Raw genomic sequence first — 23789 nt, forward strand, 5'->3', positions numbered from 1 at the left:
GCACTCCCCGGCCCGCGGAGGCGGACCGTCTCACCCTTCCAGTGCGCCGGGCCCCGGCGGAGGTTGCGGGCATCGACGAAGAAAAAGGGGGCGGTACGGGCCCGAAGCCCGTACCGCCCCTCTCACCGCCGTGCGGCTGCCGCTGTTCGCGAGCGGCTGCTTCGGGCGGCTACTTCACGGCGAGGACCAGGGTGTCCGAGGGGGACGCCCAGACCGCGCGGGCCTCACCGAAGCCCGAGGCCAGCAGGGTGCGGGCGTGCCAGTCGGCGGAGGGCATGTCGCCGTCCGCGTGCTCGCCGTAGATCGCGAACCGCTCGGCGGTGGGCGCGGCCAGGACGGGGTCCTTCGCGGCGACGGCCCACCACTCGGCCCAGTCCAGCGCCCCGGCGGCCTTGGCGCGGTCCATCGCGGCGTGCCGGTGGACGCGTTCGGCGGCGTTGATCCGGGGGGTGGCCGGGTCGATCGTACGGTCGGCGTTCATGAACACCCCGCCGTCCCGGACGAGGCCGCCGAGCTGCCCGTAGAGCGTGGCGAGCGGGTCCCTGTGCAGCCAGTGCAGGGCGGTGGCGGTGAGGACGGCGTCGTACGAGGTGTGGGGCAGCCCGGCCGTCCAGTCGGGGTCCTTGAGATCGGCGGTGACGAAGGCGACCCGGTCGTCGCCGTCGAAGGTGCCGCGGGCGATGGCCAGGAGCGCGGGGTCGAGATCGACTCCGGTACTCGTGGCGTTCGGGAACCGCTTGAGGAGCCGGTCCGTGATACTTCCCGTACCGCACGCGAGGTCGAGGACCCGCGGTTCCGGTCCGACGACCGCCTCGACCATGTCCAGCATCACCCGGAACCGCTCCTCGCGGTCGGGCATGTACCACTCCTGCTGCCGGTCCCAGCTCTCCTGCCAGGACTGCCAGTCGGTGCCCGTAGCCGTCTCCGTCACGCCAACCTCCACGTAATGCCCGTTTACGTCAATCGACCATTACACTGGCCGACACCCCGACTCTAGACCGACCCCGTAAGGACTACAAGTGGAACTGGCCTATTACTCGGACTACGCCGTGCGCCTGGTCAACACCGAGGAGCCGGCCCGCAACAAGGACGCCCTCACCTCCGTCGAGGCGGTCCGGGAGCTGTTCGGAGCCAATCAGCAGGCGGCGCGGCGGACGACGGACGCGGACGTGACCCGGTTCCGTTCCGTACGGGCACGGCTGCGCGCGGTCTTCGAGGCGGCGGACGGCGACGACGAGACGCTCGCGGTCGACCTGCTGAACTCGCTGCTGCTGGAGTTCCCGGTGAGCCCGCAGATCTCGGGGCACGACGCACGCGACCAGGACGGCAGGCCGGACTGGCACATGCATCTGGCCGACCACCCGTCGAACGCGACCGCCGGCTACGCGGCCATCGCGGCGATGGGCCTGGCCTTCCACCTCACCGAGCACGGCGTGGACCGCCTCGGCCTGTGCGAGGCGGCGCCGTGCCGCAACGCCTACCTGGACACCTCCACCAACCGCTCCAGGCGCTACTGCTCGGACCGCTGCGCGACCCGCGCGAACGTGGCCGCCTACCGGGCCCGCAAGCGCGAGGAGGCCGAGCGCACCGGCCGCAGCGCGGAGACCGCCCAGCCCAGCACCGCCGTCACCGACCGCTGACCCTTCGCCAGGGGCCGGTAGCGCGCCCGCACCCGGGCCAGCACCAGCTCCTCCGGCACGGTCCCGTAGTCGGTGCTGTCCCCGCCCGCGAAGGTGTTGTCGCCCCGCACCCACCAGCCGCCGGGCCGCCGCTCGGTGGCCCGTTTGACCACCAGCAGGTCCTGCTGGAAGGGGTGTCGCAGGATCACCACGTCACCGGGGCTCACGGGCGCCCCGTACTGCACGAGCAGCAGGTCGCCGTGGTAGAGCGTGGGCACCATGGAGGGGCCCGTCACCTCCACCACCCGCAACGGACGCCGCGTCACCCGCGCGCCTCCGGACACCTGTCGCCGCTCCGGCATCTCCGGCACCTCCCGGTTCCTCCTCCACCACATCGTCAGCACATCGCCCGAGCGTCACTCCGTACGTTCGGCCGACGGCCCGATTCTCACACCGGACTTTTGACCTAAGCCCCTGGGGCAGCCACGGAAAGCGGCGCTCCACGGAGTAATGTCCCACCTGAGAAGACGATCACGAGGAGGACAGCTCCATGCTTTCCCGCCTGTTTGCCCCCAAGGTGAAGGTCAGCGCCCACTGCGACCTGCCCTGCGGCGTGTACGACCCGGCCCAGGCCCGCATCGAGGCCGAGTCGGTCAAGGCCGTCCAGGAGAAGTACCAGGCCAACGAGGACGCGGACTTCCGCACCCGCGCCGTCCTGATCAAGGAACAGCGCGCCGAGCTCGCGAAGCACCACGTCTCGGTGCTCTGGAGCGACTACTTCAAGCCCCCGCACTTCGAGAAGTACCCGGAGCTGCACCAGCTGATCAACGACACCCTGAAGGCGCTCTCCGCGGCCAAGGGCTCGAACGACCCGAAGACGGGTCAGAAGGCTCTGGACCTCATCGCCGAGGTCGACCGGATCTTCTGGGAGACCAAGAAGGCCTGATCTACAGCTAGGCGGCCTGACCTGTGTTTTCGCGGGTCATGCCGCTTAACTGTCCGCACCCGGTCCGCAGGCCGCCGAGCATGGCGTCCACGGTGGGCCGGGTGCGGTCTTCTTCGCCCGGGCAGCGGCTTGGCGCTCACCCCGCCGGAGATGAGCGCGGAGGTAGTCGAGGGCTTGCCTTCCTCCGAGCGGCAGGCACAGCAACAGGCATGGTTCCCGGTGATCATTGAGTGTCGAAATCCATGATCACTGCAACGGAAGGCCGTGCCTACCGCACCATCGTCGCCCATCCCCGCCGTGCTGGACCGACTCGCCAGCTCCCTGCCGACGCCCCCGAGCACCTTCCCGGCCTGCTGGACACTCTCGCCCTGCTGCCCGACCCGCGACGCGGCCGGGCCCGCCCTTCGGCAGCCCTCCCGCCGCGGGCGGCCATCGCCGTGCCCGGCCTGCCCTTCCCGCACGCCGACCAGGCCTTGCAGATCGTGCGGCGGCACGCACCGTGCGCACCGGGAAGGTCACGCTGGAACGCGTCTACGCCGTCCCCCGTCTGACGGTTCACCAGGCAACAGCTGCTGACCCGGCCGAACGCGCGCGCGGGCGCTGGGCCATGGAGAATCGAGAGCACCATGTGCGGGATGTGACGTTCGGAGAGGACGCCTCACGGGTACGGACCGGCAGCGCGCCGCGGGCGATGGCCTCCCTGCGCAACCTCGAGATCGGCGCTCTTCGGATGACGGGCTGCGGAAACATCGCCGAAGGCCTGCGCCGCCACGGCCGGGACATGGCCCGGCCGCCGACGCCCCCCGGACTCACGTGACCACTCCGCGCCGGTCGCGAGGGAACGACGGAGCCCTGCCCCTGTGCTGAAGCTGATGTTGCACGACGCGATCAACTTTTCCGGGCGCAGGCCGAATCCTTTCGGCGGGCCCGCGCCTCCTATACATGGGCCGACAAACGTCGGGACGGGATCAGGAGGTCGTCATGATCATAGGTATCGCCATCGCCGCCGGAGCCGTGCTGCTCTGCACGTGCAGCTACTTCGTCATGCGCAAGCGAAAGCAAGCCCGTGGCTGACTCGTCCTGGCCCGGTGAGCAGCTGATTGTCGCCGCCCAGCGCGGCGACGCCGATTCGATCACCGCGTTGGTGTCGGATGCGCACCCGAACGTGCGGCGATTCGCCCGCTCGCTCTGCGCCACTCCTGAGGATGCCGAGGACGCGACGCAAGAAGCCTTGATCATCCTCTATCGGAAGATCGGGATGCTACGGGCGTCCGGCGCACTGGCGTCGTGGATGTTCCGCATCGTCCGCAACGAGTGCCTGCGCCGTGCGCGGACGATGCGGGCCCACGCACCCCTGCCGGATGCCGCCGTGCGCTCGGCCGAGGAAGTGGTTCTGCAACGCATCGAGGCGGGCAAGGTGGCGGCGGCCATCGCCGCTCTGCCGGCCGAGCAGCGCCGCGTGTTGATCATGCGGGACATTCAGGGCTACAGCGGACGAACGGTCGCCGAGGCGCTCGGCCTCAGTACCGCCGCGATGAAATCCCGTCTGCACCGCGCCCGCACTGCGGTTCAGCAGTCCCTCCGTGTCCCACCCGAACCCGCGCCTGGAGACACCCATGACGACAACCAAAGCCGACGGCCCTGACTTCGCGAGTTCGTCCCTGCCCCGCCACCTGGTCCGGGGCGTGATCGGATTCGGCAGCCTGATCGGCTCGGTCGCGTGCATCCCGACCGTCGGCCCGGCCGGCCTGCTGCTCCTGCCGGTCGGCGTACTGGCACTGCGCGGCTGCCCGATGTGCTGGACCATCGGCCTGATCCAGACCATCTCGCGGGGCCGCCTGCAGCGCGCTTGCGAGGACGGCCAGTGCAAGCTGACCGTCGCGGATCGGGACCACGAGGAGCGCCCGACCGCATCGGTCTCGCTATAGCAGAGCCGTGGATTCGGTGCCTGCGTCCGGGACACCGCGTCCGCCGAGGACACTGCACCGGCCACCGGCCGGCAGGGACCCCCACGAAGGCGGGCACCGGCAACATGCCGGGTCTTTCGACCCTTGCGGAACCTGGCGACCGGGATGCTGCGGCGGTGACGAATCGACAACATCGCCGCCGCCCTGCGGCACCGCGCCCGCGATCTCGCCGCCCACCGGCTCTCCTCGGGGTCAGGTGATCAAACCGCGCGCAACCGCGAGACCGACGAGGCCCTGACGCACCCCCCACGCTGCGTTCCCAGCCGGCTCGGTCCCGGCGGAAAGCCGCCTTTCCTGCGCCCCGCTGACGTTGTCGATCACCTCTCGTCAGGCTTATTTTCGGGCCTGGTTGGGTAGGTAGCGCGCTAACACCGATCGTTCTGAGGCCGATCGCGTCTCCGCACTCGCAGGGGAGGTGAAGGGTATGGATCCCCTTACGCTGGCGGCAGGCAGCGCACTTGTCGCAGCAATGGCCACTGACAGCTGGCAGCACTGTCGTGACACCGTGGCCGACTGGTGGAGGCAACGTCACGCGAATCGAACAGACGGCCTGGATGCCGCCCTTGATCACCTTCGCACCCAGGTCCTGGCCACAGGTCAGGAGGGAGATCAGCCGGGTGAGGACGCCTTGACCGTGGCATGGGGAGAACGTTTTCAGCGGCTGCTCGACTCAGACCCTCACATGGCGTCCGAAATACGAGAGTTGATTGACCGGCTCACTCCGGCAGCCTCCTCCGCCAACGACCGGGATACTCCAGTGGTCACCATGAAGGCGGACGCACGGGACAACGCGCGGATTTTCATGGCCGGACGGGACCAGCACATCACTGGCTCATGAGCGAGCTGAGCGGCGATGCCGGGGTTCGGCAGGAGATCCACGGCGAGGGACATGCTCAGATCTTTGTCGCGGGCAACGACATGCACGCGACATTCGCTGCCCCACCGCCGCCCGACGCCGTCGTCGCACTGCGCACGCTCCCCCGTGACATCGCGGCCTTCACCGGCCGCGACAGTGAACTCCTGCGCATCATGCGCGCGGACACCGTGTCCTCCGGGGCGTTGACCATGCACGCAATCGACGGCATGCCCGGAGTCGGCAAGACGGCTCTGGTCACCCGTATCGCCCATATCCTTGCCGACCGGTATCCGGACGGGCAGCTCTTCGTCGACCTGCACGCACACACTCCCGGGCGCCAGCCGGCGGACCCACAAGGGGTTCTGACCACCCTTCTCGTCGGCCTCGGTATTGCCCCCAAGGACGTACCGGGCAGCCTGGAGGCCTGCACATCACTGTGGCGCGACCGGCTCGCCGGTCGCCGCGTACTGCTCGTCCTGGACAACGCCGCCGACGTGGCCCAGGTCGAACCGCTCCTGCCGTCCCACCGTGCCAACCTGGTCCTGATCACCAGCCGCCGACGCCTCCTGGGCCTGGACGGGGCGGCATTGACGTCCCTGGGGACGCTGCCCCCCGACCAGGCGAGCGACCTCTTCGTCCGCCTCACACGGCGCGAGCGGACGGACTCGAACAGCGACACCATCAGCGACGCAGTCGCCGCGTGCGGTCACCTGCCCCTCGCGATCAACCTGCTCGCATCTCGTCTGGCGCATCACCCGGACCGTGAGCTCACGGCCTTCGTCGGCGAGTTCACCACAGCGCTGGACCGCCTGGACGAGCTCCAGGCCGGCAACCGTGCGGTGGCCGCCGCGTTCGACCTGTCCTACCGTGCGCTTCCCGCCGACAGGCAGCGCTTCTTCCGCTGCCTGGGCATGCATGCCGGAGTACATATCGACCCCTTCGCCGCGGCGGCATTGGGCAACATCTCAGTGGCTCAGGCACGGCGCATGCTGGACTTCCTGCACTCGGAACACCTCGTCGACGAAATATCCACCTACCGCTACAGGTTCCATGACCTCATCCGCGCGTTCGCCCGGACACTCTCGTCCGGAGATCCCACACTTGAGCAGGACCGAACGATCGCACGCATGCAGGCCTACTATCAGCAGGCGGCGGAATCGGCGGACCGATATCTCACCGACGTCGAACGCCCCGGGCCTTCCTGCCCCTCCACCTTCGCCGTCCCGGACGTGCACAGCCATGAACAGGCTCTGGAGTGGATGCGCACCGAACGTGCCAACCTGCTGGCTTGCATGGAAACGGAATCCCAGAACGCGAGTCGGCACAGAAGAGGGCTTACGGCCGCGCTGGCGTCTCACCTGCGGCAAGAGGGCCCTTGGCCGGAAGCCGCGTCGCTTCATCGAGCGGCTGCCGAATCGGCGCGGGACTCCGGCGCCTCCCTCGAACAAGCGAACGCCCTGTTCGACCTCGGGCGGATTGAATCCGCTATGGGTGACTACGCGACCGCCGAGGACACCCTTCGCTTGGCACTGGACCTCTATCGGACACTCGAAAACTCACTGGGGCAGGCCAACGCCCTGAATATGCTGGGCAATGCACAGCAGATCACGGGGCGCGGATCCGAAGCCGTAGAACTGCAACAGAAGGCGCTGGCGCTTCACGAACAGCTCGGAAGTCGACTGGGGCAGGCGATCAGCCTCTTCGGCCTGGGGCGGATAAAGCAGGCCACGGGAGACTATGCGGGGGCGGCGGAATTGCACCTGAGGGCGTTGAGCTTATACCGGCAGACGGGAAACCCCATCGGACAGGCGAACGCTCTCAATATGCTTGGGCAGGCCCGCTACGCAACAGGTGAGTACAGCCTCTCGGCCGATCTTCACCAGAAGGCTCTGCTGCTCTACACGAGTATCGGGAATCGCCTGGGCCAGGCGCACGCACTGCACGACATCGGACGTGCGGAACAGGTGGTCGGGGACAATGCCGCGGCCCTCGCATCACACCGGCAGGCACTGGTTCTCTACGAAACGGTCGGCAACCGTCTGGGACAGGCGAACACGTCCCACGACCTGGGCCGCCTGGCGGAGACGACAGGCGATCGTATCGCGGCCTCCGCATTCCTCCAGCGAGCCCTGACCCTTTACGACTCGGTCGGTGACCGGCTCGGACAGGCGAATACACTCCACGCCGTCGGCCGCCTGGAGCAGGCGGCCGGCAGCCCTGCCGCCGCCGACCTGTACCGACGGGCGTGGGAACTCTTCCGTGCATCAGGGGATCCTGATGGAGAAGCCCAAGTCGTGTACAGCATGGGGACACTCCGGGCCGAGACGGATCCAACCGAGGCGCTGGGCAATTTCAGCCGGGCTCGACGCCTCGCCCGGCAGGTCGGCAACCCGTTCACCGAGGCAGAGGCGATCGAGGGCACCGCCCGATGCCAGGCGCACCTCGGCGACCGCCGGTCCGCACTCATTACCATCCGGCAGGCGTTGAAAATCTATCGCACGATCGGCGTCGCGGAAGCGGCATCAGCCGACGCCTTCCGTGCGGAGCTGGAAGCGGAATTCTCCGAACCAGAGGCACCCGAGGAGCGGAAGAGAAGGTGACGGACATGAACACGGAGCTCAATTGGTTCAAGAGTTCCAGGAGTGAGCCTCCTGGGCCAGGAGGGTCTCAGGGATGCGTGGAGGCCGCCACACTCGAAGGAGAAGGAATAGCGATACGTGATTCGAAGGAACCAGGCGGATCCGTACTGCGGTTCTCCGGAACAGCGTGGAGTGCCTTCACTTCCATGACGAGGAGCGACACTCCTTAGTCCGGTCAGTCCGGGACGACCCGGCGGTTCACCGAGCACTATCAGGCCCGTCGACCGGCGGTGCACGACCCCGGCAGCCCGGCCCGCGTGCGGCTGGACTGCCGGGTCCTTCCTTCTGCCGCCACTGGCCTCGCACCCGGCGATGCACTACTCTCATAGCGAGACGCAACGTTTCGTCTCTTCTGTCGATTCACCAGGACAGCGAGGTCCACCATGGAACGCTTCGTCGAAGTCGCCCCCGGCGTGCGCCTGTGGGCCCAGGAGCACGGCGCACCCGACGCCCCCGCCCTGCTGCTGGTCATGGGTGCGCAGGCGTCCGGGCTCGGCTGGCCCGACGAGTTGGTGGAGTTGCTCGCCGCCCGGCATCGCGTGATCCGTTACGACCACCGGGACACCGGCCGGTCCACCTGGGCCTTCGACGAGCGGCCCTACCCGCTCACCGCACTGGCCGAGGACGCCGTGGCCGTGCTCGACGCGTTCGGTGTGGAGCGCGCACACATCGTGGGGATGTCGCTGGGCGGCATGCTCGCCCAGTTGCTGATCGCCGACCACCCCGAGCGGCTGCTGAGCGCCACGGTGTTCGGGACGCGAGCGCTCAGCTCCGTCCCCTACACCGCCCCGGACGGCGCCCGTGTCCCGCCCGAGCAGCTTCCCGGCGTCGCCCCCGCCCTGCTGGAGCTGTGGGCCCGGCCCGTGGAGGACCGTGGGCCCGAGGCCGAGTTGGAGCGGCGCGTGGAGCACTGGCGGGCGCTCGGCGGCAGCGTGATCCCCTTCGACGCCGATCGCGCCCGGGCCCTGGAGCGCCGGATCATCGAGCACACCGGGCATCACCGCGCCGGTTCCGCGCACGCCCGCGCCGACTACTCCGGGATGGACCGCACCGAGCAGCTCGCCAGGACCCGCGTGCCCGCCCTGGTCGTCTCGGCCCGCGCCGAACCCGTCTTCCCGCCCCCGCACGCCGAACACCTCGCCCAGGCGATCCGCGGCGCGCGGCTCGTCGAGATACCGGGCATGGGCCACGCGCTCCCCCGCGAGGTGCACGCCCCGCTCGTCGGCGCGATCCTGGAGCACACCGGCCGGGGCTGACGCCGCGCCGCACGGGCCGGGGCTGACTGCCGCCCTCCGGCCGGGCCGACACCGCAGGGCACGCACCGCTCGCACCGCGCCCCACCGGCGGGACCCGGCCGACCCGCCCCCGCCCGCGTCCCCCGCGTCATACCTGAGAGCCACCCCGCAGGTGCCCCCTCCAGCGGGACGCCGACTACCGGCCCCCGTCCATAACTTCTGTACCGGAAGCAACCGATGCCCCTGGTACGGAAGGACCTCACCCCATGCCCGACCGCCCGCGCAGCCCCCGCCGGCTCCGCGCCCTACTCGCCGCACTCGTCACCTTCGCGGTGGCCGTGCCGGTGTCCGGAGCGGCCCGGCCCGCCGCCGTGCCCGCCCCCGCGCCGACCGCTCATGGGCCGCTGCGGGACGCGGGGCCGGCGGCGCTCGCCCGGCGGTACGCGGTGAGCCGGCAGGACATCCGGGCGGCCGAAGGGGCGGCGGAGGAGCACGGGGACCTCCGGCGGGCGGCCTCGCTGCGGGAGATGGCCGAGCCCGGGCGGCAGTTCCTCGGCTTCGACGGGCGGGACGGCGGCCGGAGCACGGAGGTCGTCGGGGACCTGTCCACGGCCCGGCGGATCGCGGTGCTGGTGCCCGGTGCCGGCGTCGGTCTTGACGCGTACTGGCGGCTGCGGCGTGATGCCCGGGCGCTGCACCGGGAGTCGGGGGAGGGCGCGGCCGTCGTCGTCTGGCTCGGCTACCGCTCGCCCGCCACCGTCAGCCCGGCCGCGCTGACCACCGGTCGGGCCGACGAGGCCGCGCCGGCGCTGCGCGCACTGGTGGACGGGTTGCGCGTGGTGCTCCCCGGCGCCCGGATCAGCCTGCTCTGCCACTCCTACGGTTCGGTGATCTGCGCCCGGTCCGCGCCGGGGACGGCGGCCGATGCCCTCGTCCTCTACGGCAGCCCCGGGGTCGGAGCCCCGGACGCCGCCTCGCTGCGCACCGGGGCCCGGGTGTGGGCGGGCCGGAGCGACGGGGACTGGATCGCCCAAGTGCCCCATACCCGGGTGCGGGTGCCGTTCCTCGCGACGGTCGGCTTCGGGGCCGATCCGGTGGCGGACCGGTTCGGGGCCGAGGTGTTCGACGCGGGCGGCGGCGGCCACAGCGACTATCTGCTGCCCGGTTCGCGCTCCTTGACGAACCTGGCCCGGATCACGGCGGGCGCCGAACCGCTGGAGGCCTCCCGATGACTGGTCTCGTCGCACGGATCGAGGCCGCGACCCCGCCGGGCCGGGACCGGGCCGTCGACGCCCTGCGGGCCCTGGCGATCCTCGGCGTGGTGGGCGGGCACTGGCTGGTGACCGCGCTGGTCACCGACAGCGGCACGGTGCGCGGGGCGAGCCCGCTGACGTATCTGCCTCACCTCACCCCGGTCTCCTGGGTGTTCCAGACCCTCGCGGTGTTCTTCCTGGTGGGCGGGCAGGTGGCGGCGGGGAGTTGGGCATCGGCCCGGCAGCGCGGCGTCCCGTACGGGCGGTGGGTGCGCGGCCGGCTGGGGCGACTGTTCCGGCCGGTGGCGGCGGTGCTCGTGGTGTGGGCGCTCGCGGCGGCCGCGATGCTGGTGGCCGGGGTGGGCGAGTCGACGGTCCGGGCGCTGGTCAAGCTGGTCTGGTCCCCGCTGTGGTTCCTGCTGGTCTTCGCCGCGCTGACGGCGCTGACTCCGCTGGTGGCGCGGCTGCACCCACTGTGGCCGTTCGTATTGGTGCTCCACGTCGACCTCGTACGCCTGGGCCTCGGCGGTCCTCGCGAGCTGGGGTGGATCAACGTGGTCGCGGGCTGGCTGGTGCCCTACTGCCTGGGGGCGCTGGTGGCCCGGGGTGGGGTGCGGGGGCGGACGGGCCGCTGGGCTCTGCTGCTCGGCGGGGCCGCGGCGGCCGTCGCGCTCGTCCTGTGGGCCGGGTATCCGGCGGCCATGGTCGGCGTTCCGGGCGGCCGGATGTCCAATCTTGATCCGCCGAGCCTGGCCGCCGTGGCGTTCGGCCTGGCGCAGTGCGCAGCGGCGCTGCTGCTGCTCGGGCCCCTGCGCCGGGCGCTGCGGAGGCCCGTCCTCTGGGCGGTGGTGGCGGTGGTGAACCTGTCGGCGATGACCGTCTTCCTGTGGCACCAGACCGCGATGATCATCGTCACGACGAGTGCGGCGCTGCTCGCGGACGGGCCGCTGCCGGGCCTGCACACCGTGCCCGAGGGCGCCGGCTGGGTGCTCGCCCGGTTGCTCTGGCTGCCGGTGTTCGCGCTGGCCCTGCTGGTGTGCTGGGCCGCGTTCCGGGGTCACGAGCAGGGCGGCCGACGTCACGGCGGGGGCTCCCTCGTCGTCAAGGAGTCCCTACGGGAGTCCTCCCCCGAGCGGAAGGGACACGCACGTCGTGCCTAGTCTGAGCAGCAAGGGAGCCGAGGGGACGGTGGGGGCGGTGACGTCATCGAGGGCGGTACGGGCACGGGCGGCGGTGCGCCGTGCGCCGCGCGCCCTGTACGAGGAGTTGTGGGCCGCGCCCGCCGACCGGGTGCCGCGCATGGGAGAGCCGAACGCGCCGGTGTGGCGCCCGGTGTTCCTGGTGCTGCTGGTGCTCATCGCGGTCGGCGTCACGGTGATCCGTACCGTCGAGCTCACCCCGTACGGCACCGCGGTCAGCGGCTTGGCGGTTCTGGTGGCCGTCGCGCAGTCCGCGGCACTGGTGGCCGGCATGATCCGTCCGGTGGGCGCCTGGTGGGCGGCGACCGCGCTGGCGATCGTGTCGGTGCCGGCCACCGTGGCCGCCGCCCCGCCGGGCCACCCTCCGTACCCAGGGCTGGAGTTCCTGTATCCCAGCCCCTTCGCGGGAGCGGCCCTGCAGGGCGGCGCCCTGTTCCTGTTGGCGCTGCGTGTCCGGCCGCGCCGCGCGGTGGCCGCGCTGGCGATCTCGCTGGCGGCGGCGCTGTCCGTCGCCCTGCGCACGCCGCCGCTGCCGCACGTGACTCCGGCCGTGGCCGTGCTCGTGTTCACCACCTCCCTCGTCCTCGGCGCCGCACTGCGCAGCCTGCGCCTGGCCCGTAAGGACCTCGTCGTCCAGGCCGAGCTGACCTCCGAGGAGCGGGCCCGGCGCACCCTGCTGGAGGAGCGCAACCGGATCGCCCGCGAGCTGCACGACGTGGTCGCCCACCACATGTCGGTGATCTCCATCCAGGCGCAGGTCGCCCCGCATCTGGTGGAGCACCCCACCGAGGAGCTGCGGGAGAATCTGACCGGCATCCGGGAGAACGCCCTGGAAGCCCTCACCGAGCTGCGCAGGGTGCTGGGCGTCCTGCGCTCGGAGGACGCGCCGTCGCAGAGCGCGCGGCATGCCCCGCAGCCGGGCCTCGACGGCCTCGACGGCCTGCTCGCCACGGTGCGCTCGGCCGGTCTCGCCGTCACCTGCTCCACGACCGGCGATCCCCGCCCCCTCCCGCCGGGCGTCGAGCTGTCCGCGTACCGCATCGTGCAGGAGGCCCTGAGCAACGTGATGCGCCACGCGCCCAGCGCGAGCGCCGAGGTGGTGATCGGCCACCGGCCCACCGGGCTGACCGTCCGGGTCGTCAACTCGCCGCCGGATCGCCCGGCCGCCCCCTCCCCCGGCGTACGCCACGGCCTGCTCGGGATGCGGGAACGCGCGGCGATGCTCGGCGGCGAGCTGGCCACCGGCCCCACGCCCGACGGCGGCTGGGAAGTCACCGCGCTCCTGCCCACCGGAACAACCGAGACGACCGAGGACGCCCCATGACACCACCCATCCGCGCCGTGATCGCCGACGACCAGATGATGGTCCGCCAGGGCTTCACGGTCCTGCTGAACGCGGAGCCGGACATCGAGGTCGTCGGGCAGGCCGTCAACGGGCTCGACGCGGTCGACAAGGTCGCCGAACTCGCCCCGGACGTCGTCCTGATGGACATCCGGATGCCGGAGCTGGGCGGTATCGAGGCGACCCGGCGGATCACCTCCCCCGAGGGCTCCACGGTGAAGGTGCTCGTGCTGACCACCTTCGATCTCGACGAGTACGTCTACGAGGCGCTGCGCGCGGGCGCTTCGGGCTTCCTGCTGAAGGACGCCTCCGCCGACGAACTGGCGCACGCGGTACGGGTGGTGGCGGCGGGCGACGCGCTGCTCTCCCCGAACATCACCAAGCGGCTCATCGTGGAGTTCTCCCGGACGGCCGGGGCCCCGCGCCCACCGCTCAAGGCGCGCGTCGGGGAGCTGACGGAGCGCGAGACGGAAGTGCTGACGCTGATCGCGGGCGGCCTGTCGAACGCGGAGATCTCCCGGCAGCTCGTCGTGGCGGAGCAGACGGTGAAGACCCATGTGGGCAGGATCCTGGTCAAGTTGGGCATCCGCGACCGGACCCAGGCTGCGGTGTTCGCGTACGAGTCGGGGCTGGTGCGCCCGGCCGGGCTCTGACCTCCCGTGCCCGGCGCGGGGCCCGTTTCGTAGGATCGGCTCCGTGACGACGGGGAACGGGGCAGGAACAGCGGGCGGCACAGCGGTGGCGCCCACCGGGATCGAGCGCGCGCTGTCCGCGGCCGTCGCGGGCGGCAGCGCCGACGCGGTCGTGGAGCTGCTCGCGCGGACCCGGCTGTACGTGCTCGTCGCCCGGCTGCACGCGGACATCCCCGGCTGGACAGCCCCTCTGCCCGCGATCCGCGACGAGGCCTCGGGGCGGGCCTGTGTCACGGTCCTGACCCCGGGCATGCTGCCGCCCTGGCACCCGGAGTGGGTCTTCCGCGAGGTGAGTCTCGGCGAGCTGGCCCGGATCTGGCCGTACGACGAGCGCCGGCTCGCGGTGGACCACGGCACCCCGTACGCGGCGATGGTCGACGCCCGGCCCAGGCGGCTGAAGGCCTGGGCGAGGGCGGACGAGCACTCCGGCGGGGCCCGGCGGGGCGTCCTGCTCACCGGCGACGGCGGGCCGCTGCACGGACCGCTCGCCCACGGGCTGGCGCTCGGCGCCCATCTGGCCGTCACAGGCCGGACGGCCGGGTGCGCACGACGGTCGCGTACGACTACGGGCGGGCGGTGAACCTGGCGCGCTGGGGGCTGTCGGCGCGCTACTGCACACCGGCGGACGCGGAACAGGCGATCGTGTACGCCGGGGCGCTCGGCAAGTCGGCCCACCGTTCCTGGGAGGACTTCTCGGCGGGGTACGCGCTGGGGCGGGTCCTGCGGTTCGACGAGGAGGAGTACGGGCCGTTCTACGAACAGAACGTCCTCGCCCACCGCCTGCTGGCGGAGAGCGAGGGCAGTCCGTGGCGTCACATCCCGTGGCGGTGAGGCGGGGCCTCCAGGTCAGCCGCCCGGCAGCAGATGACGGTAGCTGTCCGGGTTCTCCACGAGGAACTGCGCGAAGCTCTTCGCCGGGTGTCCGGTGAGCGTGGGCACCGCGTCGGAGACGGCGGCCAGCTCGCCCTGGGCGATGGCCTCGTACGAGGTGACCCAGCCGGCCACCTCCCACTCCTCCGCCCCGTGGCCGGCCCGGGAGGCGTAGGCCTCCTCGCGCGTCTCGGGGACGTAGACGACGGGTCGCCCGGTGACCCGGCTCAGTTCGTCGGCCGCCTCGGCGAGGGTGAACGCCTCGGGTCCGGTGAGGTCGTGGACCCGGTCGTCGTGGTCCGTGCCCTCGTCCAGCAGCACGGCCGCCGCCGCGTCGGCGATGTCCTCGTGGGCGACGGCCGCCACCCGTCCGTCGCCGCCCGGCCCGCGCAGCACCCCGTCGGTCCCGGTCATCGCGGGCAGCCCCGCCAGATACCAGTTGTCCCGCAGGAAGGTGTGGCGGATCTCGGCCGTACGGATGTGGGCCTCGGTGTCCCAGTGGTCGCGGGCGAAGGTGAACGTGGCGTCGGGCGCGGCCCCTTGGAAGGACACGTACACGATCCGCTCCACGCCCACCGCCACGGCGGCGTCGATCGCCGTGGTGTGCTCGCGGACCCGGTAGGGGCTTTCGTGGGCGGAGACCAGGAACAACGTGTGGGCTCCGTCGAGGGCCCGGCGCATGGCCTCCGCGTCGCCGTAGCGGGCGGCGGGCGCGTGGTCGGCGCCGGGCAGGTCGGGCAGCCGGGCGGGGTCGCGGCCGAGGAGCCGTACGGGCACGCCGGCCCGGGCCAGCCGTCGGGCGACCCGGCCGCCGACCGCTCCGGTCGCTCCGGTCACCGCGATGAGGGGGCCGATCACTGGGGTTCGTCTTCCTCTCGTCGTCCTCCGTCCCAGGGCCGCACCTCCACGACCGCGCCCACCGGGAGCGGTCCGTACAGGTGCGGGAACTCCTCGCCGCCGGGCTTCATCGCCTCGTACCGGACGGGGTCGGCGAGGCGGGCGGGGTCGACGACCAGGACCACGAGGTCCCGGGCGTCGTCCCCGTACAGCGTCCGGGCCACACCGGGGAGTTGGTGGGGCAGCGAGAGATGGATGAAGCCCTCCTCCTGGAGAGTGCGGCCGCGGGTGGACATCTCGTACGTCCCAGTCCCGCGGGCCGCCTCCCAGAGAGGTACTTCGGCCAGGTGCAGCAGCGGTTCGGTCATCGGACCACGCTAGCGGGCGGTGGTTGGCGCCTGCTAGAAGGTGCGGCGACGAGCCCTGCGCGTGGCCACGAGAACCGTGCCGCCGGCGGCGACCAGCGCGGCCGCGATGGACCCGATGATCCATTCGCCGCCCCGGGAGCCGGTGTCGGGCAGCTCACCGGGGTGGCTCGGCGAGTGCGTGGGGTGCGGCGGGTGGCCGGTGCGGGTGGGGGTGGGCGTCGGGTCGGTGGGCGTGGGCGTCGGGTCGGTGGGCGTGGGCGTCGGGTCCGTGGGAGACGGCGTGGGGTCCGTGGGAGACGGCGTGGGGTCCGTCGGCGTCGGCGTCGGGTCGGTCGGGGTGGGCGTGGGATCCGTGGGGGTCGGCGTCGGGTCCGTCGGCGTCGGCGTCGGGTCCGTCGGCGTCGGCGTGGGATCCGTCGGCGTCGGCGTGGGATCCGTCGGCGTCGGCGTGGGATCCGTCGGCGTCGGCGTCGGGTCCGTCGGCGTCGGCGTCGGGTCCGTCGGCGTCGGCGTCGGGTCCGTCGGCGTCGGCGTGGGATCCGTCGGCGTCGGCGTGGGATCCGTCGGGGTCGGCGTCGGGTCCGTCGGCGTCGGCGTCGGGTCGGGCGAGCAGGTCGGCAGGTCGCCGTCGAAGGGGTACGCGTGGATCTCCTGGCCGCCCGACGCCCCCGCCGAGGTGTGGGTGAGCGAACCCGCCGTGTAGAAGCGGCCGTTGGTGCCGCTCATGCTGAGCACGGTGGTGCTCGTCGGCTGCCCGACCAGCACGCTTCCCTCGAACTGGGCCGGACCGCTCATGGACAGGTCGGTGGCGTCCGGGAAGTTCCACAGCAGGTTCTCGCGGAGGCCCTCGTTGGGGAACGAGCCCATGAACGTGGCGACGCTGCGGGTGTCGCCGTAGACGTTGACGAGGACCGTCGCGCCCTCGGGGATGCCGTTGAAAACGAACCCCGTATTGCCGCCCGCCTCCGACTCCAGGTCCGCGTCCACGTCGAAGATCTGGATCGCGGACGAGCCGTCACCGGTGAACGTCATGACGTCACCGGTCTTCACCCAGGTGCCCGTCGCCTCCCGGTGCTCGTCGCCGTCGTACGCGTAGCACTGGCTGGCCTCGGTGAGCTGCGGGCGCAGCCCGGTGTACGGGGCGGCCGCGTCCTCGTCGAAGCGCGGGGCGGTGGTGGGGTTCACCGTGCCCGTGAGGTCACCCGCGTACGCGACGCGGCCGGAGTGCGTGCCCTCCTCGGCGAGCAGGCGCTCGCCGGCGGCGATGGTCACGTCGCCGCCCGCCGTCAGGTAGTCGGAGCCGTCCGGCGGCGGCACCCGCGAACCGACGCCCGCGATACCGACGTTGTAGACCTGCGAGACCCCGTCCCGCTTGTCCATGTCGAAGTTGCCGAGGGTGACGACCTTCCCCTCCGCCTCGGCCGCTGCCTCCCGGACCAGGAAGTCCCCGCCGACGTAGACGTTGATGTTGCTGTCGAAGTTGGTGACCGGGCCGTTGTTGGGGTCGTTCCAGCTGGGCGGGCAGGAGCTGCCGAGGCAGGGTCCCAGTCCGCCCGGCAGCGGATCGGCACCCGCGGCCGGGGCCAGCACGCCCACCATCGCCGCGGCCGTGGCCACTGTCACTGCTGCCCGGATTGCGTTGCCGCGCCTGCGCGCCTTCTGTTCCATGCCGCGCAATATGCATGGTTAACACTTAGTCATTTTGTATGACACGCCGCTCTTGCCCCTTCGTGTAGGCCTATAGGAGGTTTCTTCGCCGCGACACGCAGGCGCAAGCGGTGCGTCAGAGAGCCAGCAGCCTCGCCTCCAGCGCGGGGTCGAGGCCGACGGCCGGGCGGTCGGGGCGCTGGGGTGCCACGCCACCGAGGGCGCGCAGCCAGGCCCAGGTGTCCTCGACGGTCTCCCCGGCCGGGCGGCAGCGCAGCCCCGCGGCGTACGCCTTGGTGGGGTCGCCCCGGTGGAGCGTGTCGTACAGCTCGCCCGGCGGGAGCCAGATCGGCAGGTCGCTCCAGGGCTCGGCCCCGGCGGCCAGCAGGACCTCCGGATCGGTCCAGCGCAGTTCGGCGTCGGACCCGGTGACGCGTACGCAGGCCTCCAGCAGCTCGCCCGTGGTCGTGTGGCCGGGGCGGCTGACGGTGTTGTACGGGCCGTGCAGCCCGCCCGCCGCCGCGTCCAGGATCCAGTCCGCCAGGTCCCGGGCGTCGATGTACTGGAGCTCGGTCCCGGGCCGGCCGGGGGCTATCACCGGTCCGCCCCGGGCGATCCGCGACAGCCACCAGGGCAGCCGGCCGATGTTCTCCCCGGGGCCGATGATCAGCCCGGCCCTCGCCAGCAGGGCCCGGTCCCCGAAGGCGTCGAGGGCGGCCAGCTCACCGCCGCGCTTGGCCCGGTCGTACGGCACGTCCGCGCCGTCGTCGGGCGAGGCGCCGGCCACCAGCGGGCCGTCCTCGTCGAGCCCAGGGGCGGCCGGATGGGCGTACACCGAGCGGCTGGAGACGTAACTGAAGTGCGCGGCCCGGCCGGACAGCAGACGGGCGGCGTCCCGGACGGCTGCGGGGGCGCCGCTCCAGGTGTCGACGACCAGGTCCCAGTCCTGCCCGCTCTCCGCCAGTGCCGCGAGTCCGCGCTCGCCCGCGGTCCGGTCCCCGGTCAGTGCGCGCACGCCGGGCGGGGGCGCGTGGCGGCCCCGGTGGAACACCGTGACGTCCCAGCCCCGCTCCAGCGCGGCGTCGGTGACGGCCCGTCCGACGAACTCCGTACCGCCCAGCATCAGAAGCCTCATGGGACGACTCTGCCCACCGGAAGGCGGCGGGGGAACACGAGCACGCTCTCAGCAGAACGGGGAACTCACCGTCGCGAGGCCGTCGGTGGGCCGTCGGGGGCCAGGGCGCGGCCGTCGCGGGGCCGGGGCGCGGGCCGGCGGGGCGTCACCGGCGCGAGCGGAACGGCGGAGGATCAGGGTGTGCGGGCCAGCGGGGAGCGGTGGCGCAGCAGCCACTCGTGGTAGCCGCCGGCCCGGCGCGCCGCGTCCCGGTAGGCGTCCTCCAACTGCGCGTACACCACCGCGACGTCCGTCCCGGGCCGGGAGACCAGGAGCAGCCGCACCGCGAGCGGGTCCCCCACCAGCGGGCGGATCACCATGTCGTCGCGCGGGCCCGACGTCGGCTGGCAGGGCGCGACGGCCTCGCCGAGCACGACGAGGGAGGCGGCGGTGAGGTAGTCGCCGTGCAGGACCGGCGGGTTGAGCCCGGCGGCGCCGAGCACCCGGCGCACCCCGTCCCACTCGCCGTCCACCGTCGGATCGACCATCCACGGGTCGCCCGCCAGGTCCCCGAGTTCCACCACGCGGCGGCGGGCGGCGGGGTGGTCCCGGGAGAGGGAGATGAACTGCGGCTCCCGCTCCACGAGTACGCGCTGCTCCAGGCCCTCCGGAACGGCGAGCGAGGAGCCCTCCACCTCGTGCACGAAGGCAACGTCCAGGCGCCCGGCCTCGACCGAGAGCAGGAGTGCGTGGGCGGAGACGTCGACCCGCAGCGAGATGTCGGTGCCGGGCAGGGCGACCCGCAGCCGGCGCAGCCAGCCGCCGATGACCCGGCTCGCGGTGCAGCCGATGCGCAGCCGGGAGCCGCGCGGCCGGGCGGCCTCGGCCTCCGCCAGCGCTGCGGTGACCAGGTCGTTCATGCCGTCCACGAGGGGCCGGGCCCGGCTCAGGACGGCCCGTCCCAGGGAGGTCGGCCGGCAGCCGGTCCGTTCGCGACGGAACAGTTCGGCGCCGAGCACGTTCTCGATCCGCCGGAGCTGGGTGGTCAGGGAGGGCTGGCTCACACCGAGGCGTCGGGCCGCCTGATGCAGGCTGCCCGCGTCGGCGATGGCGCAGAGCGCCCTGAGGTGCCTCACCTCCAGCTCCATGCAGCGGAGACTATGACCGCCGCACGCCGTGCACCAGACGTCGCAACCCCACCAAACAGCTGCAATTCAGTGAGTGTTGGGCTCTGAGCCATGTGACGATGCCGTGCCCGTGACGTGAGCATGGCATGCCCATGGACGGCTGACGTGCGGCGAGAGAGGGCCCGGGCGGCGATAGGGCGGCGCTATCGCCGTTCGACATCATCCCCGCGACTGTGCGCGGCACCACACTCTTCCCCGTACCGCCCCACGCCCTGTCCGCCCAGCGGACACCCCCACGGCGCGGGTTCGGATCAGACAGGTAGGAGAAATCCCCCCATGAGACACCTCAGGACCGCTGTCGCCACCGCCGCCGCCGGGCTCGGCCTCGTCGCCGCGCTGGGCACCGCACCCGCGGCCGCCGCCGCTCCGGCCCCTGCCGCCCCCTCCTCCACCACCATCGCCGCGTACAACGGCTCGGGCGAGAACACCGCCGCGAACCGCGCCTTCCTCGACGCGGTCATGAAGTCCGTCGCCGAGAAGCGCGCCGCCAACCCGGGCATCAAGGCCGTCACGGTCACCTACAACGCGTCGAGCGCACCGTCCTTCCGGGGCGAGATAGCCAACAGCACGCGGATCTGGAACGGCTCGGTCTCCAACGTCCAGCTCCAGGAAGGCTCCAACGCCGACTTCACCTACCGCGAGGGCAACGACCCCCGGGGCTCCTACGCGAGCACCGACGGGCACGGTCGCGGGTACATCTTCCTGGACTACGCCCAGAACCAGCAGTACGACTCGACCCGCGTCACCACGCACGAGACCGGACACGTGCTCGGCCTGCCGGACAACTACTCCGGACCGTGCAGCCAGCTCATGTCCGGCGGCGGCCCCGGCCCGTCCTGCACCAACGCCCAGCCGGACGCCAACGAACGGGCCCGGGTGAACCAGCTCTGGCAGAACGGCCTGGCCGCGCTCGCCCGCTCCGCCTCCTGACGCCGGCTCGCACCGGCAGTCCGGCGGAGGCCGGCCGGTCCCGTGTCCCGGGACCGGCCGGCACCCCCCACACGACGGAGGACCGTTCCGCGCGCGGAACGGTCCTCCGCGCGGTCCGTGCCCGTGCCGGTCGGGCCGGCCGGGCGGTGCGCCCGTGCGCGCCCGTGCGCCGGTCAGGCGTCGAACTCGCCGCGGACGAGGGTCAGCAGTTCGTCCTCGGTCATACCGAGGTCCCGGGCGTCCGCGACGGCTTCGCGGACGCGCTCCAGCAGCCGGGCCCGCTGCGGCGAGGCGCCCGCGGTGATCGCCGCGCCCCGGCCTCGGCGGAGCTCGATGAGCCCTTCCTCGCGCAGCCGTTGATAGCCGCGCAGCACGGTGTGGACGTTCACGCCGAGGGATTCGGCGAGCACCCGGGCGGCGGGCAGCCGCTCGCCCGGGGCCACCGCGCCCTCGGCGACCGCACGCCGGACCGAGGCGGCGATCTGGTCGCCGAGCGGGACGGTGGAGGTCGGATCGACCCGGAAGAGCATGGTCAGCGCCCCGTCCGCTGCCGGTCGAGCAGCGTGTTGAGCAGGGCCGCGCCGGTGGCCGAGTCGTCGACGGTGACGGCGAACTCGCGGCCGCTCACCAGGCTGACGACGATGGCCTCGCCCGAGCGGGTGATGACACCGCTGCGCTCGGGGCGGATGCGGTAGCCCCAACCGCCGTACTCCGCGAGCGCGCTGACGCGGCGACTGTCCGCCCCCGCCATCCGCTCCAGCGGCACCCGCACCCGTGGCCGGGGCAGCAGGCCCGAGACGGTGAGGCCCCGCCGGTCCACGGTGACGTGGGGGCGGCAGAAGGTGAGCGCCACCAGACCGAGGAGAAGGAGCGGGCCCCCGATGAACCAGCTCTGCTCCAGGCCGAGGGTGACACCGGCCGCCAGGAACACCAGCACGGCGACCGGCACCCACCACGCGCCGATCCCGCGCGCCCAGCCGGCCACCTCGCCGTCGGCGAGCGCGATCCGCTCCCGGCTCGCCGGATCCCGGTCGCGGGGGTCGTCGGGTGCGGGGACGAGCCGGTACGCCAGCAGGCCGAGGGCTCCGGCGAGGACGGCCACCCCGAGGGCCACGGCGATATGCCGGAGCGGGAAGCCGTCCGCCGGTCCGCCCTCGGAGGCGTCCACGTTGACCAACAGGACGGCGGTCAACAGGTATCCGAGGAACCCGGCGACGGCGAAGCCCCCGCCGGTGAACCACCGTTGGGCACGGCCGTAGAGCCTGCCGTTGACCGCGACGAAGGCCCACAGGGCGCCGAGCACGAGCAGCGATGTGGCGGTGTAGAGGAGATGAGCGGTGAGGCCCATGTAGCCGTCGGCGGAGCCGCCGGCGTCGAAGTGGACGGCCAGCCGGGTGGGCAGCCGGTCCTTGACGGTGACATGGACCACGAGGTCGGCGAGGAGAGCGAGCACAAAGGGCAGGGCAGCGAGCGTTGCGCGGCCAAGGTTCTTGCTTGTCATGGAAAACCTCCGTTGTTCGCATGCTAGTAGAACAATGAGGCGAGGGCAACGGGGGTTACGCACGTCCGCCCCGTACCGGGATGGGTACGGGGCGGAAGCGGTACAGGGCGGAGTGGTAGGGAACGGATGCGGTACGGGGGATGCTGGCGATTCCGGCGGCGGCGGGCACCCCGGGCCGGGGCAGGCCGGAGGTGGCGGCGGGCGCCTCAGGCCGGTCCGTCAGGCGAGTTCCAGCGGGAAGGCGCCTCGGTGGCCGGTGCCCGCGCCGTCGGCCGGGCGCACCTCGAACTCGCGGCAGCTCCAGACCTCCTGGACGAACCCGGACCGCTGGTCCCACAGATCCAGCACGTCATCCTCGCCCGCCGAGCCCCGGTAGGCGTCCTTGGCGCCCCGGAAACAGGCGAGCCCACCGGAGAGGCCCCGGCCGGGGGCCGGGAAGTAGTCGGAGAAGGCGCAGGCGATACAGGTCTGGATCCGGACGCCGTCCGGGAGGAGGCGCTGGACAGCGGTCAGGGCGGCGTTGAAGTCGCGCTCGGCGCGGGCCGATTCGTACACCGCGCCGTCCAGATGGAGCGCGAGGTGGAGGTCGGGGTCGGCCCGGCGCAGGGAGAGCAGGCAGCTGAGCGTGGCGTGGCGGAGCGCGCCCGCCACGAGGAGGGGCAGCGGCATGTCCCACTCCAGTACGCAGTCGGTGAGCGCGCCGTCCGCGAGAGCGAACATCCCGCTCTCCGGCGGCATGCCAGCGACCGGCTCCAGGTCGTCGAAGCTCTCACCCTCGAAGTCGACCCCTCTGATCCGGATCCGGAGCTGCCGCCCGTCCGTGGTGAGAACGACGGCGTCGGAACCCTTGGCGTCCCGGTACCAGCCGGCCCACGACTCATCTGTCATGAGCAGGGACTGTAGCCCCTGCCCCGGACGGCTTCCGTACCACCCTCCACCGGAGTTCCAACTGCCTGGGGTTCGCGCCACATGGGGTACATCGGTGGGCCGTCCGGCAGGTCGACGGCACGGCCGAGGAAGCGGAATCCGAGCCGCTCGTACAGCGCCCGGCTCCGGGCGCTGCTCGCCTCCAGATAGGCCGGCAGCCCTTCCCGGTCGCAGCGCTCCAGCTCCACTCCGATCAGCTCCGCGCCGATGCCCTCTCCCTGGCGGTCGGGGGAGACGCCGATCATCAGCAGATAGGCGTGTGCCCGGTCGTGCGGGTGAACGGCCCCGGTGAGTCGGCCCACCAGTTCGCACCGCTCGTTGCCGGGGTCGGCGGTCCGCCGCATCAGGGCGGGCGTGGGGTCTTCCTCCTCGGGGGCCCCGGCGGGCACCGGCAGCCAGAGCGCCACCGCGGCCCCGTCCTCGGCGATGTCGATACGGCCCTCGGCGAGGGCGACGTCGACGAAGACGCCGAGGAACCTGCCGTGGACGGCACGTCGGTGCGCCTCGTCGGGGAACACCCAGCTGCTGACCGGGTCGTGGTGGAACGCCTCCTCCATGACCGAGACGACCAGCTCCCGGTCGCGCTTCGCCGCCTGCTGAATCCGTATGCCCATGACCGGCTACCGCCCCTCCGTACCACTTTCGCTCAACCCGCCTCCG

General features: G+C 72.2%; 26 protein-coding genes and 1 pseudogene. 16 read left to right on the forward strand and 11 right to left on the reverse strand.

Going from position 1 to position 23789, the window contains the following annotated elements; translation table 11 throughout:
• Window positions 1-169: 169 nt before the first annotated feature.
• A complete protein-coding gene (locus N7925_RS10385) occupies window positions 170-931 on the reverse strand; it encodes a class I SAM-dependent methyltransferase (protein WP_265599381.1) in 762 nt (253 codons plus the stop codon).
• A gap of 88 nt (window positions 932-1019) precedes the next feature.
• Between N7925_RS10385 and N7925_RS10390 the strand changes: the two genes are divergently transcribed.
• Window positions 1020-1640 carry a CGNR zinc finger domain-containing protein gene (locus N7925_RS10390; RefSeq protein ID WP_274343699.1) on the forward strand — a complete coding sequence of 207 codons (621 nt, stop codon included), beginning with the start codon at window positions 1020-1022 and terminating at the stop codon, window positions 1638-1640.
• Here N7925_RS10390 and sodX read toward each other — a convergent pair.
• Window positions 1553-1981, reverse strand: coding sequence for a nickel-type superoxide dismutase maturation protease (sodX, locus tag N7925_RS10395; RefSeq protein ID WP_265603824.1), 429 nt, complete (start codon window positions 1979-1981; stop codon window positions 1553-1555). The two genes, N7925_RS10390 and sodX, sit on opposite strands and share 88 nt — an antisense overlap.
• A 188-nt stretch (window positions 1982-2169) precedes the next feature.
• Here sodX and sodN point away from each other — a divergent pair, with 188 nt between their 5' ends.
• From sodN to N7925_RS10465, 14 genes and pseudogenes are all read left to right on the forward strand, one after another.
• Window positions 2170-2565, forward strand: coding sequence for a superoxide dismutase, Ni (gene sodN, locus N7925_RS10400; protein WP_003966342.1), 396 nt, complete (start codon window positions 2170-2172; stop codon window positions 2563-2565).
• Window positions 2566-2807: 242 nt separating this feature from the next.
• Entirely contained in the window at window positions 2808-3116 is a 309-nt protein-coding gene (locus tag N7925_RS10405) for a hypothetical protein (RefSeq protein WP_265599383.1), read from the forward strand.
• A gap of 86 nt (window positions 3117-3202) precedes the next feature.
• Window positions 3203-3382, forward strand: coding sequence for a hypothetical protein (locus N7925_RS10410; RefSeq protein WP_274343700.1), 180 nt, complete (start codon window positions 3203-3205; stop codon window positions 3380-3382).
• Between the two features lie 249 nt (window positions 3383-3631).
• Entirely contained in the window at window positions 3632-4210 is a 579-nt protein-coding gene (locus N7925_RS10415) for an RNA polymerase sigma factor (RefSeq protein WP_265599385.1), read from the forward strand.
• Complete coding sequence (locus N7925_RS10420) at window positions 4182-4493, forward strand: hypothetical protein (protein WP_265599386.1); 312 nt, start codon at window positions 4182-4184, stop codon at window positions 4491-4493. Before N7925_RS10415 ends, N7925_RS10420 begins: the two co-directional genes overlap by 29 nt.
• A gap of 463 nt (window positions 4494-4956) precedes the next feature.
• A complete protein-coding gene (locus tag N7925_RS10425; protein WP_274343701.1) occupies window positions 4957-5370 on the forward strand; it encodes a hypothetical protein in 414 nt (137 codons plus the stop codon).
• Window positions 5367-7988, forward strand: a complete 2622-nt coding sequence (locus N7925_RS10430; protein WP_265599388.1) for an ATP-binding protein — start codon at window positions 5367-5369, stop codon at window positions 7986-7988. The genes N7925_RS10425 and N7925_RS10430 overlap by 4 nt, the downstream gene beginning before the upstream one ends.
• A gap of 5 nt (window positions 7989-7993) precedes the next feature.
• Window positions 7994-8197, forward strand: coding sequence for a DUF397 domain-containing protein (locus tag N7925_RS10435; protein WP_265599389.1), 204 nt, complete (start codon window positions 7994-7996; stop codon window positions 8195-8197).
• Between the two features lie 213 nt (window positions 8198-8410).
• Window positions 8411-9283: an alpha/beta fold hydrolase gene (locus N7925_RS10440; RefSeq protein ID WP_274343702.1), complete on the forward strand. Its 873-nt coding sequence runs from the start codon at window positions 8411-8413 to the stop codon at window positions 9281-9283.
• 245 nt (window positions 9284-9528) lie between these two features.
• Window positions 9529-10494, forward strand: coding sequence for an alpha/beta hydrolase (locus N7925_RS10445; RefSeq protein WP_274343703.1), 966 nt, complete (start codon window positions 9529-9531; stop codon window positions 10492-10494).
• A complete protein-coding gene (locus N7925_RS10450; protein WP_274343704.1) occupies window positions 10491-11675 on the forward strand; it encodes an acyltransferase family protein in 1185 nt (394 codons plus the stop codon). Before N7925_RS10445 ends, N7925_RS10450 begins: the two co-directional genes overlap by 4 nt.
• A 28-nt stretch (window positions 11676-11703) precedes the next feature.
• A complete protein-coding gene (locus N7925_RS10455) occupies window positions 11704-13038 on the forward strand; it encodes a sensor histidine kinase (protein WP_274346431.1) in 1335 nt (444 codons plus the stop codon).
• Window positions 13035-13709 (forward strand): response regulator, encoded by a 675-nt coding sequence (locus N7925_RS10460; protein WP_265599393.1) that lies wholly within the window; start codon window positions 13035-13037, stop codon window positions 13707-13709. Before N7925_RS10455 ends, N7925_RS10460 begins: the two co-directional genes overlap by 4 nt.
• Before the next feature lie 43 nt (window positions 13710-13752).
• A pseudogene (locus tag N7925_RS10465) lies at window positions 13753-14579 on the forward strand (DUF1266 domain-containing protein).
• Window positions 14580-14594: 15 nt separating this feature from the next.
• On the opposite strand, the gene N7925_RS10470 reads toward N7925_RS10465, so the two are convergent.
• The 5 genes from N7925_RS10470 to N7925_RS10490 form a co-directional block, all read right to left on the reverse strand.
• Window positions 14595-15476: an SDR family oxidoreductase gene (locus tag N7925_RS10470; protein ID WP_274343705.1), complete on the reverse strand. Its 882-nt coding sequence runs from the start codon at window positions 15474-15476 to the stop codon at window positions 14595-14597.
• Window positions 15473-15823 (reverse strand): DUF952 domain-containing protein, encoded by a 351-nt coding sequence (locus tag N7925_RS10475; RefSeq protein ID WP_274343706.1) that lies wholly within the window; start codon window positions 15821-15823, stop codon window positions 15473-15475. Before N7925_RS10475 ends, N7925_RS10470 begins: the two co-directional genes overlap by 4 nt.
• A 33-nt stretch (window positions 15824-15856) precedes the next feature.
• Entirely contained in the window at window positions 15857-17491 is a 1635-nt protein-coding gene (locus tag N7925_RS10480; RefSeq protein ID WP_274343707.1) for a choice-of-anchor A family protein, read from the reverse strand.
• 115 nt (window positions 17492-17606) lie between these two features.
• A complete protein-coding gene (locus N7925_RS10485; RefSeq protein WP_274343708.1) occupies window positions 17607-18605 on the reverse strand; it encodes an NAD-dependent epimerase/dehydratase family protein in 999 nt (332 codons plus the stop codon).
• A gap of 173 nt (window positions 18606-18778) precedes the next feature.
• Window positions 18779-19732: a LysR family transcriptional regulator gene (locus N7925_RS10490; protein WP_274343709.1), complete on the reverse strand. Its 954-nt coding sequence runs from the start codon at window positions 19730-19732 to the stop codon at window positions 18779-18781.
• A 315-nt stretch (window positions 19733-20047) separates the two neighbouring features.
• Here N7925_RS10490 and snpA point away from each other — a divergent pair, with 315 nt between their 5' ends.
• On the forward strand, window positions 20048-20701 hold the full coding sequence (gene snpA / locus N7925_RS10495) for a snapalysin (protein WP_274343710.1): 654 nt from the start codon (window positions 20048-20050) through the stop codon (window positions 20699-20701).
• Window positions 20702-20874: 173 nt separating this feature from the next.
• Here snpA and N7925_RS10500 read toward each other — a convergent pair whose 3' ends face one another.
• The 4 genes from N7925_RS10500 to N7925_RS10515 form a co-directional block, all read right to left on the reverse strand.
• Window positions 20875-21231: a GntR family transcriptional regulator gene (locus N7925_RS10500; protein ID WP_265599400.1), complete on the reverse strand. Its 357-nt coding sequence runs from the start codon at window positions 21229-21231 to the stop codon at window positions 20875-20877.
• Between the two features lie 2 nt (window positions 21232-21233).
• Window positions 21234-22202, reverse strand: a complete 969-nt coding sequence (locus tag N7925_RS10505) for a DUF1648 domain-containing protein (protein ID WP_274343711.1) — start codon at window positions 22200-22202, stop codon at window positions 21234-21236.
• 219 nt (window positions 22203-22421) lie between these two features.
• A complete protein-coding gene (locus N7925_RS10510; protein WP_265599402.1) occupies window positions 22422-23090 on the reverse strand; it encodes a DUF6304 family protein in 669 nt (222 codons plus the stop codon).
• Window positions 23087-23743 (reverse strand): GNAT family N-acetyltransferase, encoded by a 657-nt coding sequence (locus tag N7925_RS10515; RefSeq protein ID WP_274343712.1) that lies wholly within the window; start codon window positions 23741-23743, stop codon window positions 23087-23089. The genes N7925_RS10510 and N7925_RS10515 overlap by 4 nt, the downstream gene beginning before the upstream one ends.
• Window positions 23744-23789 lie beyond the last annotated feature (46 nt).

The organism is Streptomyces sp. CA-278952 (genome assembly GCF_028747205.1).
Lineage (GTDB): Bacteria > Actinomycetota > Actinomycetes > Streptomycetales > Streptomycetaceae > Streptomyces.